Below are 14652 nucleotides of genomic sequence, written 5' to 3' on the forward strand. Positions count from 1 at the left end.
CCCATCCTACGGAATCTTCACCTCCGCCCGAACAGCTTCTCGATATCGCTCAGCTTCAACTCGACATAGGTCGGGCGGCCGTGGTTGCACTGGCCGGAGTTCGGCGTGTCTTCCATCTCGCGGAGCAGCGCGTTCATCTCCTCCGGCTTGAGGCGCCTTCCGGCGCGGACCGAGCCGTGGCAGGCCATGGTCGCGGCGACGTGCATCAGCCGGCGTTCCAGCGGCAGCGCCTCGTCCCACTCGGCCATGTGCTCGGCGAGGTCGCGCAACAGGCCCGCCGCATTGGACTTGCCGAGCAGCGAGGGCGTCTCGCGCACGGCGACGGCGCCGGGGCCGAAGGATTCGATAGCCAGCCCGAACGACGCCAGCTCCTCGCCGCGATCGAGCAGCTTCTCGACAGTCGCCTCATCGAGCTCGACGATCTCGGGGATCAAGAGGATCTGCCGCTGCACGCCGTTCTTCGCCAGCGAGGCCTTCAGCTTCTCATAGACGATGCGCTCATGGGCCGCGTGCTGGTCGACCACGATGAGGCCGTCGCGGGTCTGCGAGACGATGTAGGTCTCGTGGATCTGGGTGCGCGCAACGCCGAGCGGACGGTCGAGCAGGTCGGGTGCGGGCGCGGCCTCGAAGCGCACATCGGCAGTCGGCGCGCCGACGTCGAAGGCAGCCTGTCCGGGCTCGGCGAAGGCGGGCGCTGCGGCACCCTCGAACCCGCGCATCGGACCAGCCGGATGGGACGGCGAGCCGCGCCAGTCCCAATTGCCCGGGCGTGGCGGCGTGAAGGCCGGGCGGAAGGCCGAGAGCGCGGCGCCGTCGGCGGTATTGGCCGCGGTGCGCTTGCCTTCGCGCGCGAGGCCCTCCTTCAGGGCGTGCACGATCAGCGCGCGGACCAGGCCGGCATTGCGGAAGCGCACCTCGGTCTTGGCCGGATGCACATTGGCATCGACCTCTTGCGGGTCGCAGGTCACGAACAGCGCCACGACGGGATGGCGGTCGCGCGGCAGGTAGTCGGAATAGGCCGCGCGCACCGCGCCGAGGATCAGCTTGTCGCGCACCGGGCGGCCGTTGACGAACAGATATTGCCCGAGCGCATTAGCGCGGGTCAGCGACGGCGCGGCGGCAAAGCCTTCGACCACGACGCCCTCGCGCTCGGCGCGCACCTCGATCGCACTGGCGCGAAAATCCGCACCCAGGATATCGCCGAGCCGCGTCAGCCGGCCCGCGGCGCCGGGCAGCGCCGCAGCCCAGGTGACCGGCGCGCGCTCTTCGCCGGCCAGCGTGAAGGCGATGTCCGGGCGCGCCATGCCGAGCCGCCGCACCACCTCGCGGATCGCCTCCGCCTCGGTGCGGTCGGTCTTGAGGAATTTCAGCCGCGCCGGCGTCGCATAGAAGAGTTCGTTGACCTCGACGCGGGTGCCCTGGCCGAGCGCGGCCGGCATGACCTCGGACTTCTCGCCGCCTTCGACCGACAGCGACCAGGCATGCGGCTCGCTGGCATGACGCGTCGTGATGCCGAGCTTGGCGACCGCGCCGATCGAGGGCAGCGCCTCGCCGCGGAACCCGAGCGTGCGGATGCGCAGCAGGTCTTCGTCGTCGAGCTTGGAGGTGGCGTGACGGTCGACCGCAAGCGCAAGGTCCGCGCGGGTCATGCCGCCGCCATCGTCGGTGATGCCGATCCGGCGCCGCCCGCCGCCATCGGTGAAAACGTCGATCCGGCTGGCACCGGCGTCGATCGCGTTCTCGACCAGTTCCTTGACCACGCTCGCGGGGCGTTCGACCACTTCGCCGGCGGCGATGCGGTTGACGAGCTGTTCGGGAAGCTGGCGGACGGGCATGGATTGGACGTTCGGAGAGCGATTCGAGGCTGGCCATTACTATAAGTCGCCGCGCCGGCAAATGCATGGGACCGATCTGGCGGCCGGATGCGCGGTGGGGATGAGTCCGGCCTATCGCCTTGAAGACGCTTGGCTTCGGCGGCCGGCGCGTTACGCCCTCCGTCCCGATTGTGGGGCAGCGTGCACAGGTATATCGTTTAGAAAAATTATAAGTTCTCGCCGGAGGAACGCCATGTGCCATCTTTTCGCGCATCAGCCGCAACGCGACTATGAATCGCAGACCCGATCGTTGCGGATCGACGGCCATTGCACCTCGATCCGGCTGGAAATGTCGTTCTGGGATACGCTGGAGGAGATCGCGGCCAAGGAAGGCATGTCGCTGGCCAAGTTCCTCACCACCTTGCACAACGAGGTGCTGGATCATCACGGCGAGGTGAACAATTTCGCCTCGCTGCTGCGCTGCTCCTGCCTGATCTACCGCGCCAAGGCGAATGCGCCGGCGGTGGTCCCGGACTATCGCGGGGCGGCGGCGATCATGGATGCCGCGGAATAGCGTCAGCCGCGATCCATCGCGCAAAGAAGAAAGCGGCCTTGTCCAGTTGGGCAAGGCCGCTTCACTGAGAGGGAATTGTATTTTCTTGCTGGATCTCCTCGCTAGATCTCCTTGCGCTGCATCGCGCCGGCGATGTGGTCGGCCTGCCGGATCGCCAGCGACACGATCGTCAGCGTCGGGTTGCAGGCAGCACCGCTCGTGAACTGGCTGCCGTCGGAGACGAACAGGTTCTTGATGTCGTGGGTCTGGCCGAACTTGTTGACCACGCCATCGCGCGGCTTCTCGCTCATCCGGTTGGTGCCCATGTTGTGGGTCGAGGGATAGGGCGGCGTCGGATAGGTGACGGTGGCGCCGACCGCCTCATAGACCGCGGAGCCCTGCTTGTAGGCGTGATCGCGCATCGCGACGTCGTTCGGATGATCGTCGAAATGCACGCTGGCGACCGGCATGCCGAACTTGTCCTTGATCTTCGGATCCAGCGTGATGCGGTTGGTCTCCTGCGGCATGTCCTCGCCGACCAGCCACATGCCGGCCATCCGCGGATAGCCCTCGATCGCGCTGGTGAAGCTGCGTCCCCAGGCGCCGGGATTGAGGAACGCGGCCATGAAGGGCAGGCCGAGCGACAGCGTCTCCATCTCGTAGCCGCCGACGAAGCCGCGCTTCGGATCGTTCTTGGCCTCGTCGCGGATGATGCCGGCCATCGTGGTGCCGCGATACATGTGCACCGATTTCTCGAAGCTCGCATACACGCTGCCGGTCATGTGCCGCATGTAGTTGCGGCCGACCTGGCCGGATGAATTGGCGAGCCCGTCCGGGAACATGCTGGAGGCGCTGTTGAGCAAGAGCCGCGGGCTCTCGATCGAGTTGCCGGCGACGGCGACGACGCGGGCCTTCTGGCGTTGCATGGCGCCGGTCGAATCGGCATAGACCACGCCGGTGACCTTGCCGGACTGGTCGTGCTCGATCTTGATCACCATGCTGCCGGGGCGCACTTCGAGATTGCCGGTGGCTTCGCCCTTCGGGATCTCGGTGTAGAGCGTCGACCATTTGGCGCCCGACTTGCAGCCCTGGAAGCAGAAGCCGATCTGCTGGCAGGAGCCGCGGCCGTCGCGCGGCTCGCTGTTGATCGCCATCCGCCCGGTGTGCACCTCCTTGTAGCCGAGCTTCTTCGCGCCGGCCTCCATCACCTTGAAGTTATTGTTGCCGGGCAATCCCGGGATGCCGTTGGTGCGGGTGACGCCCATCTTGTCCTCGGCCTTGGCGTACCACGGCTCCATTTCGGCGAGCGTGATCGGCCAGTCGATCAGGTTGGCGCCGGGAATGGCGCCATAGGCCGACTTGATCTTGAACTCGTGCTCGTCGAACCGCAGCGATGCGCCGGCCCAGTGCGTGGTCGAGCCGCCGACCGCCTTCACGATCCAGGCCGGCAGGCCCGGAAAGTCCTGGTGGACGCGCCAGCTGCCCGAGGTCGAGCGCGCGTCGGACCAGGCGAGCTGGGTGAAACTGTCCCATTCATCGTTGATGAAGTCCTGGTTCTCGATGCGCGGGCCGGCCTCCAGGATCACGACCTTGACGCCCTTCTGCGCCAGTTCATTGCCGAGCGTTCCGCCGCCGGCACCGGAGCCGACGATCACCACAACGCCGCTGTCATTCAGATCGAATTTTGCCATTGTTTCCTCCCGACCCGTTCAGACCTTGGGCAGCCAGTCGATATCGGCGAAGCCGCGCTTGATGTAGCCGCCATGCTCGGCGGAGGAGCCCTCGTAGCCGAACCGCGGCCACACCTCCTTGTTGTTGTAGATGGAGACGATGAGGTCGCCGCGGATCTTCTGGAAGAACGCGCTTTGCTCGATCTGTTGCAGCAGCGCGACGCGGTCGTTTTCCCAGGCGACCTGGACATAAGGCATCTTGTGGCGGTCGTTGGCTGCCTGATCGAGCCTTGTGACGCCGTCATTGATCAGCGACTTGACCGCCGGATCCTTCGCGGCCTTGTCATCCCACGGTTTGACCGCCGCTATGTAGTAGCTGTCGCCGAGGAAGTCGTGCGGATAGATATCGCGCGCCATCTTCAGCAGCGTCTTTAGCGTGGCCGGCGTCAGCGTCGTGGCGCCTTCGGCCCATGCATCGGTGATGCCCAGCCCCGTCGAGGTCGCAATCGCGACTGCGGGTGCGGTCACGGCCGCGCCTTTGAGAAAGACACGCCGGTCATATTTGCTGCGTCGATCGATTTCTCTCATGGGTTCCTCCGTCAATTTTTATTTGTGCAATTGCCTTGTTGTTTGAGCATGCTCTTTTTGCTTGAGCATGATCCTGTCGGAAAACCGGTCTCCACTTTTCCGGATCATGCTCTAGCCGAAGCGCCCGCCGCGCTGGATCACCTCGATCTTGTAGCCGTCGGGATCGGAGACGAAGAAGAAGCGCGCCAGCGTCTTGCCGTCATGCTTGAAGTCGCGCAGCGGCCCGGGCGACAGTTTCTCCTGCTCGAAGCGCGCATGCTCGGCATCGACGTCATCGACGATGACGGCGAGATGGCCGTAGCCGTCGCCGAGCGTGTAGGGCTCCTTGCGATCGAAATTGACCGTGAGCTCGACCTCGAAGGGCGAGGAGGGATGGCGCAGATAGATCAGCGCGAAATCGGGAAATCTCAGATTGTCCGCGATCTCGAGGCCGAACGCGCGCTGGTAGAAGTCGAGCGCTTTGGCTTCGTCGAGCACGCGGATCATCGAATGCACGGGTTTCGCCATTCAGTTCAGCTCCTTCAGATAGGCGATGATCATGGCGCGGGTTTCCGGCTTGGCCTGCCGGTAGGCCATCACGGCGCCCGGGATCACCTCCTGCGGATTGGTCAGCCAGGCATCGAGCCTGACGTCGTCCCAGACGAAATCGGCCTTGCCGAAGCCCGCGGAATATTTGAAGCCGTCGGCCTTGCCGGCATGGCGGCCGACGATCCTGTAGAGCGACGGTCCCTGCCGGACGGCATCCGACATGTTGGTGGTGTGACAGGTCGCGCATTGCTGCTTGAACAGCGTCGCCCCATCGGGCGGCTTGGCGGCGGGCAAGGGCATCTGCGCGCCGGCCATTTGCACTGCAAGCATTGCGCTGCAAAATCCCAGCCCCAACGTCCGCCTTGCGCGCAGCTTTGTCATCTACATCACCGCCTCTGTGCGGTGACTGTAAGAGGCTGAAATCCGCCGTTGGTAGTAGCGGGCTGTTTCACAGCAGAACAAAGCTGGGCGGTGATCTGGCGCGGAACCGGTGGTTGCCGCATATGCGGACGACAATTTCGCAAAATGACCGCGAAATCCCTGCACGATCACCACACGACGCAGCTTGCATCTCGCGTGCGCCGTTTGCGGAAAATGCAGTCTCGCGCGATGGGGTTCAGGGTCGGCGCTGCAAACGGCGCACCACCTGCGCCGCTCCTCCATCGTCAATTAAAATCCCAGGAGAAGTGGATGACGTTTGCAAAAACCAGCGTGCTCGCCCTTGCCATCTCGGCCGCGATGGCCGGCCCGGTCCTGGCACAGGGAACGACTGCACCGGATACCCAGCTTCGCGGCGGTGCACAGGGCAGAGGTACCATGCAGCAGGGCGGCGGCATGTCCGGCAGCGGCGATGAGGACATGGCTGCGCAGCCGACTGCGCCGACGCAGAAGAGCGGTGCCACCGCCAAGTCAGGCAGCAAGGGAACGGTCGGCAGCGGACGCACGGCACCGAAGTCGGGCGGTTCCGAGATGGCGCCCGCAACCAAGAAATACTAGAGCCTTCCCGGTTCTGATCGATCAGAACCGGAACTCCAGCTTCTTGCTCTGATGCGTTTCCTTCGCGCGAATCGACATCCGCTTCGCGCGAAAACGCGTCTGGTTACGCTGACCGGATCCCGGATGCAGTGCCCCGTGCGCTGCGTCCGGCGTTCCCTAGAGCCTTATCAGTTCCGATTGAATCGGAACGGGGCTCTAGATTCTGGTTTTAACGCGTTTTCTTCACGCGAACCGGTATCCACTTCGCTCGAAAACGCTTTAATCGTCGAAACGGCGCGTGCCGCGTCCCGCCTTGATGTCGCTGCGGCGCTTCTTGCCCTCGAGCCGGCGCTGCTTGGAGCCGAGCGTCGGCTTGGTCGGCCGCCGCGGTGTCGGCCGCACCATCGCCTCCTTCAACATCTCGAGCAGCCGATCGATCGCATCAGTGCGATTGCGTTCCTGGGTGCGAAAGCGGAAGGCGTGGATCACGATCACGCCGTCCTTGGTCATGCGGCTGCCGGCGAGCCGCACCAGCCGCTGCGCGGCGTCCGCCGGCAATGCAATCTTGTTGGTATCGAAGCGAAGCTGCGCCGCGGTCGAGACCTTGTTGACATTCTGCCCGCCCGGGCCGGAGGCGCGGACAAAGACGATCTCAATGTCGTTCTCGTCGATCGCAAGGTCGCGGGACACCCGCAGCATGACATCACCCAATGGAGGGAAGAATCGGCAGGCTGCAGGATAGCGGGTTTGTGCTGTGCGTGCTTCAGCTGCGTAGATGCAGCGTTGGGTACGTCTGAGAGCGCCGCGCGCGGCTTACCCTCTCCCCACCCTCCCCCGCAAGGGGGGAGGGAGCCCTACCGCCTATACGTCCCTGACGGCCCGAGAATGAGCGGTAGTGTTTGCGGTGACTCGCTGTGAGGTGAGCACGCCTCTCAGGCTCCCTCCCCCCTTGCGGGGGAGGGTGGGGAGAGGGGTGGCCACAACGGTGGTGTATGAAGAAGCGGACGCCCGCCGAAACGCGTCAGTTCGCCTTCGGCGGCGCCGACACCGGCTGCGCCGCGGCTTGCGGGGCGCGGCCGACGATTGCGGTGAGCAGGCCGTTGCCCCAGAGCCGCTTGGCGACCCGCTTGGCATCGTCGAGCGTTACCGCGTCGACGATGGCGTTGCGCTTCTCGATGTAATCGATCGGCATCTTGTCGAGCTGGTATTGGAGCATCGCCTGCGCGAGCTTGGAGGAGGTGTCGAGCGCCAGCATCTGCGAGCCCTTCAGGTAGGACTTCGCCTCGTCGAGTTCCTTCTGCGTCGGACCTTCGTCGGCGATGCGGCGGACTTCCGCTTCGATCGCATCGACGGTCTCGCCGGCGCGATCGGCGCGGGTGCCGGTGTTGCCGATGAACAGCGCGGAGTGATCCATCCAGACCAGCGCTTCATAGATCGAGTAGGCCAGCCCGCGCTTCTCGCGCACTTCCTTGTAGAGCCGCGATGACAGCCCGCCGCCGCCGAGAATGTGGTTCACCACATAGGCCGCCATGAAATCCGGGTCGTGCCTGGCGATGCCGGGGCCGCCGAAGGTGACGACGGTCTGCGGCACGTCGAGCGGGACGAAGGCGCGCTGCGGCGGCCTGGTCGCCACGACGTCGGGGACGGGCGTCAATTCGGCCTTCGCCGGCAGGCCGCCAAAGGTCTTGTCCAGCAGCTTGCCGAGCGTATCGGGATCGACGTCACCGACCACGGCAACGCGCAGCGTATCCCTGGCGATGATGCGGCGGGTATAGTCCTTGAGATCCGGGATCTGGATGGTCGGCACGCTGTCGAGCGTGCCGGTGGCCGTCCTGGCATAAGGATGATCGCCGAATGCGAGCTCGAGGAACTTGCGGCCCGCGAGCGAGGACGGATTGGTCGATTCGCGGCGCAGATTGGCGATCACCTGGGCGCGGATCCGCTCGACGTCCTTCGGCTCGAAGTGCGGCGAGGTCAGCGCCATCCGCAACAGGTCGTAGGCTTCGTCCTTGTTGTCCTTGAGCATGCGCAGTGAGCCGCGGAATTGATCGCGGTTCGACTGGAAGCCGAGCTCGATGGCGCGGCGCTCGAGCCGCTCATGATAGGTCTTGGAATCGAGATCGCCGGAGCCCTCGTCGAGCAGGTCGGCGACCAGATTGCCGACGCCGGGCTTGCCGGGCGGATCCTGGCTGGCGCCGCCGCTGAAGGAATATTCCATCGCGATCAGCGGCACGGTTGCGTCCTGCACGAACCACGCCTCGATGCCGCCGGGCGAGACCAGCCGCTGGATCTTGGCCGCGGCCTGCGAGGGCGCCGACGTCAGCGTCAGCAGCGCGGCGCAGGCGCCGCCGATCAGCGCCGCACGGCGGGTGAGGGAATAGATCACGAGCGCTTCTCCTCGCGTTTCGGCGCAGTATCCTTGATCAGATAGCCGGTCACCGACCGCTTCTTGTCGAGCCAGCTCGCAGCAGCAGTGCGCACTTGCTCGGCGGTGACGGCGCGAATGCGGTCCGGCCAGCTGCGGATATCCTCGATGCTGAGCCCGGTGGTCAGCGCGCCGCCATACCAGCGTGCGAGCGTCGCCTGGTTGTCCTGGGCGTAGATCGCCTCCGCGATGAGCTGGGTCTTGACCCGTTCGAGATCCTCGGCGCGCGCCGGGTTCTGCGCGAGGTCGGCGATCACCTTGTCGATCGCGTCCTCGATCTGCGCGAACTCGACGCCGGGTTTCGGCGTCACCGAGATCGAGAATTGCGACGGATCGAGCGAGGTGCCCTGGTAGCCGGCGCCGGCGGAGATCGCGAGGCCCTTGTCGATCACCAGCGAGCGATAGAGATAGGAGTTGGCGCCGCCGCCCATCAACTGCGCGAGCACATCGAGCGCCTGGCTCTCGCCTGAAGCCGCGGTTGTCGCCGAGGGCACGAGGTAATAGCGGCGCAGGCTCGGCTGCTCGACGCGCGGATCCGACAGCGTCACGGTGCGCGGCGCGGCCGGTGTCGGCTCCTGCGGCCGGACCCGCTTCTCGGGGATCGCATGCTGCGCCGGGATCGGGCCGAAATTCTTCTCGACCAGCGGGCGGACATCCTTGACGTCGACGTCGCCGGCGATGACCAGGATCGCGTTGTTCGGCGCGTAGAAGCGCCGGTAGAAGGCGAGCGCATCCTCGCGGTCGAGCTTCTCGATCTCCTGGTGCCAGCCGATCACCGGCCGGCCATAGGGATGATTGAGATAAAGCGCGGCCATGATCTGCTCGGTCAGCCTTGCATCCGGGTTGTTGGCAACCCGCATGTTGAACTCCTCGAGGACGACATCGCGCTCGGGCAGCACGTTCTCGTCCTTGAGGATCAGGCCGGTCATGCGGTCGGCCTCGAACTCCATCATGGTCGGCAGCTGCTCGCGCGGCACGCGCTGGAAGTAGCCGGTGTAGTCAACCGAGGTGAAGGCGTTCTCATTGCCGCCGACGCGCAGCACGGTCTGCGAAAACTCGCCGGCCGGATGCTTGGCGGTGCCCTTGAACATCAGATGCTCGAGAAAATGCGCGAGGCCCGATTTGCCGGGCGTCTCGTCGGCCGAGCCGACCTTGTACCAGATCATCTGCGTCACCACCGGCGTGCGGTGGTCGGGGATCACCACGACCTGCAGGCCGTTATCGAGCGTGAAACTGGCGGGGCGTTCCGAGGTGACGGTGGTCTGGGCGCGGAGGCTGGCACCCGGCAGCGGGATGGTGGAAACAAATGCGGCAGCGAACAGGGCGATCGATCGGCGAGAGCGCATCATGGTCCTTATGAAAGCCCGGACCCACGGCCGGGGCGCGAAAGCAAGCCATCGTACACGGTCGTTGCCGTGCCCATGGTCACGAAGCGGAGAGACATCCGCCGCCCCGCATTAAGCTTTGCTCATGTCAGCCTTCGCCCGAACAGGCCAAGCGATCACTGCACCGGTTTTCCGGTCATGACGTCGTACTGGCCTTCCTTCGCCATCGGCGCCTGCGGGCCGGTGCCGTAGGCATAGCCCGCGGACGGCGTCTGGTAGCCCGGAGGCGGCTCAGTCAGGGAATCGCGCGTCGGCTCGCCCTTGAAGGGTTTGGACTCGCTGCTGTTCCCCTTGAACATGCCGAGCAGGCCGCCGGTGTAACCGAGCTGGCTCGGCATCAGCGACGGATTGGTGCTCACGCCGGGCTCGAGCGGCTCCTTGCGGCCATCGGTGGCGGTCTGCTGCTTGCGGCCCGCCTCGATCTCGGCCGGCGTCAACGCCACCGCCGACTGCCACGGCTCCTTCTTGACTTCCTTCTTGCGCGCCGCGATCGCAGCCTTGCGCGCCGCGATATCAGGGTCCTTCGGCCAGTTCGGCGCGTTGACCTGGGCGGTCGATGCCGGCGGGGGCAAATCGAGCTTGGGCGGCACCACCAGCGGCGAGCGCTCGCGGTAGTCGATGCCCTTGCTGGCTGCGCTCTTGGCGCCGAGCCCGGTCATCAGATTGTCGACGATCCGCTCTTCGAAGGTCAGGCCGTCGTCGCCGTCATCCTCATCGTCGCCGGCGCGCACCGGGCCGGCCGTCATGACAAGGCCGATCCCGGCTGCGACGAACGCCAGGCGCAGGCCGCGCATCAGCGACAGCCGGGACGTCTCGATCAGGTAACCGCGGGCTTTGGTGTTGCGCATCGCGCCATTCCCATCTCAAAATTCGCCAAAGCGATCACTGGCTTAGGCACAGTTCCGCTTGAGCAGGTGTCGACCGCTGACCGGCTCGTATCGGCCGGGATCAGGGCGCTTTTACGGCGGGGGTCCCCACCACGGAATCATACAATAGGGCTGCCACGCCAGCAACGATGGCTACATCGGCAAGGTTGAAGATGTACCAATTGAAGGTTTTTCCCCCGATCTCGGCATGAAGCAGGGCAAAGTCGACCACCGCGCCATAGGCGAAGCGGTCGATGCCGTTCCCGATGGCACCGCCGATGATCAGGCCGAGCGACACCGTCGCGAGCCAGGTCCGCGACCGCGCCATCCAGATCGCCAGTGCGATCACGGCCGCGGCCTTGATCACCATCAGCAGGATCTGGGCCGCCGGGGTCTCGCTCTGGAACCAGCCGAAACTGATGCCGGGATTCCAGGCGAGCACCAGGTCGAAGAACGGCGTCACCCGCACAGGGTCGCGGTGGCCGATATCCAGGACGTGGAGCAGCCAGAGCTTGGAGGCCTGGTCGGCGATCAGGGTGATGATCGCCGCAAGCACACCGGCGCGGAGGGGAGAGGTCATTGCCAGCCCACCAAAGGTGTCGTCCCGGCGAAGGCCGGGACCCATACGCCGTGTCGGGCGTTGCTTGAGTGACTCGGAGTCATCAACCTCAGTCCATTGCAGGCAGCGGTGGTTATGGGTCCCTGCTTTCGCAGGGACGACAGAGGACGTTAGGCGCTGTCCCCCAGCGCCTTCCATTCGCGCAGCGCTTGCGCGTCGCGCGACGAGACGTCGGGATATTCGGGGTCCTCGCCCACCGTCGGCAGGATCTTCCACGAACGGGCGCATTTGGTGCCGACCGCCTTCTCGACCACGACCGCAACCCCAGGCACGGTATCGAGGCGGAAGGCGTTCGCCGGCGCCTCGCCCTCGCGCACCTCGTAGTTCGAGGTGATGCAGACTTCGGCAAGATCGATGTCGAACAGCGTGGCCAGCATCTGCCTGTCGGCGACGTAGATCACCGGCGATGCCTCGAGCGAGGAGCCGATCCGCTTGGCGGCGCGTTCGAGTTCGAGCGCGCCGGTGACGACGCGGCGGACGTTGCGGACCGTTTCCCACTTCGCGGCAAGCGCGTCATCGCGGAACTGCTCGAGACCTTCCGGGAACAGCGTCAGATGCACCGAAGGCTCGGCGTTCGGCCGATACATCCGCCAGGCCTCGTCGGTCGTGAAGCTGAGGATCGGCGCCAGCCATTTCAAGATCGCGGCGCAGAGCAGATCGATCGTGGTCAGCGCCGCCTTGCGCGCCACCGAGGACGGCGGATCGCAATACAGCGTGTCCTTGCGGATGTCGAAGTAGAACGCCGACAGCTCGGAGTTCATGAAGGCCGCGAGGCTTGCGACCACGGTCTTGTAGTCGAAGTCGGCATAGGCCTTGCGGATGGTCTCGGCGTGGCCGGCGAGCTCGTGCAGCATCAGCCGCTCGAGCTCGGGCATCTCGGCAAAGGCGACCTTCTCGCTCGGCTTGAAATGATGCAGCGTGCCGAGCATCCAGCGGATCGAGTTGCGCAGCTTGCGGTAGGTCTCGATGGTGTTCTTCAGGATCTCCGGACCGATGCGCTGGTCGTCGGCATAGTCGGTGGCGCACACCCACAGGCGCAGGATATCCGCGCCGGAATCCTTGATCACCTTTTGCGGCTCGACGGTGTTGCCGAGCGATTTCGACATCTTGCGGCCGTTCTCGTCGAGCGTGAAGCCGTGGGTCAGCACGATGTCGTAGGGCGCACGGCCGCGCGTGCCGGCGCTTTCCAGCAGCGACGAGTGGAACCAGCCGCGATGCTGGTCGCTGCCTTCGAGATACATCACGGTGTCGTCGCCGCCATCGACCTTGCGGACGATGTTGCCGAGCTGCGGGAAGTTCTGGCGGTCTTCCAGCACGAAGGCGTGCGTGGAGCCGGAATCGAACCAGACGTCGCAGATGTCGTCGACCTTCTTCCAGTTCTCGGACGCGCGTGACCCGAGGAAACGCTCGCGGGCGCCGTCCATGTACCAGGCGTCGGCGCCTTCCTCCATGAACGCCTCGGTGATGCGTTGGTTGACCACCTCGTCTTGCAGGATCTCGGCCGAACCGTCGCTGTTCTCGCGCACGAACACGGCGATCGGCACGCCCCAGGCGCGCTGCCGCGAGATCACCCAGTCGGGACGGTTGGCGATCATGCCGTTGATGCGGTTCTCGCCGGCCGGCGGCACCCATTGCGTGACAGAGATCGCGTGCAGCGCGCGGGCGCGCAGCGTGTCGCCCTTCTTCGCATGGCCATTCTCGGCGATGTCCGTAGCCCCGGGCTTGCCCGGGGCGTCTACGATGGGCTTGTCCATCGCGATGAACCATTGCGGCGTGTTGCGGAAGATCACCGGCTTCTTGGAGCGCCAGGAGTGCGGATACTGGTGCTTGAGGCGGCCGCGCGCGAGCAGCTTGCCGGCCTCGATCAGCGCCTTGATCACGGCCTCGTTGGCATCGCCCTTCTCGCCCTTGTCGTTGAGCACGCGTTTGCCGGTGAAGCCCGGAGCCTGCGCGGTAAACGCGCCGTTCTCGTCGACCGTATACGGGATCGCCGTCGGGATGCCGCGCGCATCGAGCTCGCGGGTGTTGGCCGTCCAGACGTCGAAGTCCTCGCGGCCGTGGCTCGGCGCGGTGTGCACGAAGCCGGTGCCGGTGTCGTCGGTGACATGCTCGCCGGCGAGCAGCGGCACGATGAATTCGTAGCCGCCACCGAGGCCGCGCAGGGGATGGGCGCATTCCACGGCGTCCAGCGTGTCGCCGGGAATATCGCGGACCTTCTCATAGGACGTGACGCGCGCCTGCTTGAACACCTCGGCGGCAAGCGCGTCGGCCAGGATCAGGAGATCGCCGGTCTTCGCCCAATTGTCCGCCGGCGCATCCGTCACCTTGTAGAGGCCATAGGCGATCTTCGGCGAGAACGAGATGGCGCGGTTGCCGGGCAGCGTCCACGGCGTGGTGGTCCAGATCACGACCGAGGCATTGGCCAGCGCGCCATGCGCCGGCGAGGTGACCGGGAATTTCACCCACACCATGTCGGAGGTGTAATCCTCGTATTCGACCTCCGCCTCGGCAAGCGCGGTCTTCTCGACCACGCTCCACATCACCGGCTTCGAGCCGCGATAGAGCGTGCCGTTGGCGGCGAACTTCATCAGCTCGCGGGCGATCTGGGCTTCGGCCGGATAGCTCATCGTCTGGTAGGGATGATCCCAGTCGCCGATGATGCCGAGCCGCTTGAATTCCTCGCGCTGCACGTTGATCCAGTGTGTCGCATAGGCACGGCATTCCCTGCGGAACGCGACCATCGCCGCGGAGTCGCGGAAATCGGGCTTCTGCTTGCCCTTGGAGCGGTAGTTCTCCTCCTCGATCTTCCATTCGATCGGCAGGCCGTGGCAGTCCCAGCCCGGCACGTAGTTGGAGTCGAAGCCGAGCATCTGCTGGCTCTTGGTCACGACGTCCTTGAGGATCTTGTTCAGCGCATGCCCGATATGGATGTTGCCGTTGGCGTAGGGCGGGCCGTCATGCAGCACGAATTTGGCACGGCCCTCGGCTTCCCGGCGGAGCTTGTCGTAGAGGCCGATCTCGTTCCAGTATTTCAGGATTTCCGGCTCGCGCTGGGGCAGGCCGGCGCGCATCGGGAATTCCGTCTGCGGCAGGTAAAGGGTCTTGGAATAGTCCCTAACGTCAGTCTTTTGGGCGTCGGTCTTTTGCGGCTTGTCGGACATGAAAGCTCTGATTTGGCAGGTGCGGGCGCGGATACGCGATCAATCGCGGGTGAAACGGCGAAGTCCCG

At 65.3% G+C, this 14652-nt stretch carries 13 protein-coding genes; 2 read left to right on the forward strand and 11 right to left on the reverse strand.

Annotated features, from left to right (window positions below):
• Positions 1–17: 17 nt before the first annotated feature.
• Positions 18–1835, reverse strand: coding sequence for a DNA mismatch repair endonuclease MutL (gene mutL, locus QJT82_RS18070; protein WP_028341067.1), 1818 nt, complete (start codon positions 1833–1835; stop codon positions 18–20).
• Positions 1836–2067: 232 nt separating this feature from the next.
• Between mutL and QJT82_RS18075 the strand changes: the two genes are divergently transcribed.
• Entirely contained in the window at positions 2068–2388 is a 321-nt protein-coding gene (locus QJT82_RS18075; RefSeq protein WP_028341066.1) for a ribbon-helix-helix domain-containing protein, read from the forward strand.
• Positions 2389–2489: 101 nt separating this feature from the next.
• Here the strand turns inward: QJT82_RS18075 and QJT82_RS18080 are convergent, their stop codons facing one another.
• The 4 genes from QJT82_RS18080 to QJT82_RS18095 all read right to left on the reverse strand — a co-directional run bounded on the left by QJT82_RS18080 (position 2490) and on the right by QJT82_RS18095 (position 5453).
• Positions 2490–4058, reverse strand: a complete 1569-nt coding sequence (locus QJT82_RS18080) for a GMC family oxidoreductase (RefSeq protein WP_028341065.1) — start codon at positions 4056–4058, stop codon at positions 2490–2492.
• Between the two features lie 18 nt (positions 4059–4076).
• Positions 4077–4625 (reverse strand): hypothetical protein, encoded by a 549-nt coding sequence (locus tag QJT82_RS18085; RefSeq protein ID WP_028341064.1) that lies wholly within the window; start codon positions 4623–4625, stop codon positions 4077–4079.
• A gap of 111 nt (positions 4626–4736) precedes the next feature.
• Positions 4737–5132 (reverse strand): VOC family protein, encoded by a 396-nt coding sequence (locus QJT82_RS18090; protein WP_028341063.1) that lies wholly within the window; start codon positions 5130–5132, stop codon positions 4737–4739.
• The gene (locus QJT82_RS18095) at positions 5133–5453 is read right to left on the reverse strand and encodes a c-type cytochrome (RefSeq protein ID WP_028341062.1); all 321 of its coding nucleotides are present in this window, start codon (positions 5451–5453) and stop codon (positions 5133–5135) included. It lies immediately after the preceding gene.
• 390 nt (positions 5454–5843) lie between these two features.
• On the opposite strand from QJT82_RS18095, the gene QJT82_RS18100 reads away from it, so the two are divergent.
• Positions 5844–6149 (forward strand): hypothetical protein, encoded by a 306-nt coding sequence (locus QJT82_RS18100; RefSeq protein ID WP_028341061.1) that lies wholly within the window; start codon positions 5844–5846, stop codon positions 6147–6149.
• 258 nt (positions 6150–6407) lie between these two features.
• Here QJT82_RS18100 and arfB read toward each other — a convergent pair whose 3' ends face one another.
• The 6 genes from arfB to ileS all read right to left on the reverse strand — a co-directional run bounded on the left by arfB (position 6408) and on the right by ileS (position 14584).
• The gene (gene arfB / locus QJT82_RS18105) at positions 6408–6827 is read right to left on the reverse strand and encodes an alternative ribosome rescue aminoacyl-tRNA hydrolase ArfB (RefSeq protein WP_028341060.1); all 420 of its coding nucleotides are present in this window, start codon (positions 6825–6827) and stop codon (positions 6408–6410) included.
• Between the two features lie 322 nt (positions 6828–7149).
• Positions 7150–8484: a pitrilysin family protein gene (locus tag QJT82_RS18110; protein ID WP_051447893.1), complete on the reverse strand. Its 1335-nt coding sequence runs from the start codon at positions 8482–8484 to the stop codon at positions 7150–7152.
• Positions 8485–8510: 26 nt separating this feature from the next.
• Complete coding sequence (locus QJT82_RS18115) at positions 8511–9902, reverse strand: pitrilysin family protein (RefSeq protein WP_028341058.1); 1392 nt, start codon at positions 9900–9902, stop codon at positions 8511–8513.
• Between the two features lie 152 nt (positions 9903–10054).
• On the reverse strand, positions 10055–10786 hold the full coding sequence (locus QJT82_RS18120; RefSeq protein WP_028341057.1) for a hypothetical protein: 732 nt from the start codon (positions 10784–10786) through the stop codon (positions 10055–10057).
• Positions 10787–10886: 100 nt separating this feature from the next.
• The gene (lspA, locus tag QJT82_RS18125) at positions 10887–11384 is read right to left on the reverse strand and encodes a signal peptidase II (RefSeq protein WP_028341056.1); all 498 of its coding nucleotides are present in this window, start codon (positions 11382–11384) and stop codon (positions 10887–10889) included.
• A gap of 149 nt (positions 11385–11533) precedes the next feature.
• Positions 11534–14584, reverse strand: coding sequence for an isoleucine--tRNA ligase (gene ileS / locus QJT82_RS18130; RefSeq protein ID WP_028341055.1), 3051 nt, complete (start codon positions 14582–14584; stop codon positions 11534–11536).
• Positions 14585–14652: the final 68 nt, after the last annotated feature.

Source organism: Bradyrhizobium sp. Mp19, assembly GCF_029952935.1.
GTDB lineage: Bacteria > Pseudomonadota > Alphaproteobacteria > Rhizobiales > Xanthobacteraceae > Bradyrhizobium > Bradyrhizobium elkanii.

What these genes read in the sequence shown, in the direction of transcription:
- QJT82_RS18085 (WP_028341064.1), bottom strand. Translation starts at nt 4,625, where the DNA reads ATGAGAGAAATCGATCGACGCAGCAAATATGACCGGCGTGTCTTTCTC.
- QJT82_RS18095 (WP_028341062.1), bottom strand. Translation starts at nt 5,453, where the DNA reads ATGCCCTTGCCCGCCGCCAAGCCGCCCGATGGGGCGACGCTGTTCAAG.
- mutL (WP_028341067.1), bottom strand. Translation starts at nt 1,835, where the DNA reads ATGCCCGTCCGCCAGCTTCCCGAACAGCTCGTCAACCGCATCGCCGCC.
- QJT82_RS18080 (WP_028341065.1), bottom strand. Translation starts at nt 4,058, where the DNA reads ATGGCAAAATTCGATCTGAATGACAGCGGCGTTGTGGTGATCGTCGGC.
- QJT82_RS18100 (WP_028341061.1), top strand. Translation starts at nt 5,844, where the DNA reads ATGACGTTTGCAAAAACCAGCGTGCTCGCCCTTGCCATCTCGGCCGCG.
- ileS (WP_028341055.1), bottom strand. Translation starts at nt 14,584, where the DNA reads ATGTCCGACAAGCCGCAAAAGACCGACGCCCAAAAGACTGACGTTAGG.
- QJT82_RS18075 (WP_028341066.1), top strand. Translation starts at nt 2,068, where the DNA reads ATGTGCCATCTTTTCGCGCATCAGCCGCAACGCGACTATGAATCGCAG.
- QJT82_RS18120 (WP_028341057.1), bottom strand. Translation starts at nt 10,786, where the DNA reads ATGCGCAACACCAAAGCCCGCGGTTACCTGATCGAGACGTCCCGGCTG.
- arfB (WP_028341060.1), bottom strand. Translation starts at nt 6,827, where the DNA reads ATGCTGCGGGTGTCCCGCGACCTTGCGATCGACGAGAACGACATTGAG.
- QJT82_RS18090 (WP_028341063.1), bottom strand. Translation starts at nt 5,132, where the DNA reads ATGGCGAAACCCGTGCATTCGATGATCCGCGTGCTCGACGAAGCCAAA.
- lspA (WP_028341056.1), bottom strand. Translation starts at nt 11,384, where the DNA reads ATGACCTCTCCCCTCCGCGCCGGTGTGCTTGCGGCGATCATCACCCTG.
- QJT82_RS18115 (WP_028341058.1), bottom strand. Translation starts at nt 9,902, where the DNA reads ATGATGCGCTCTCGCCGATCGATCGCCCTGTTCGCTGCCGCATTTGTT.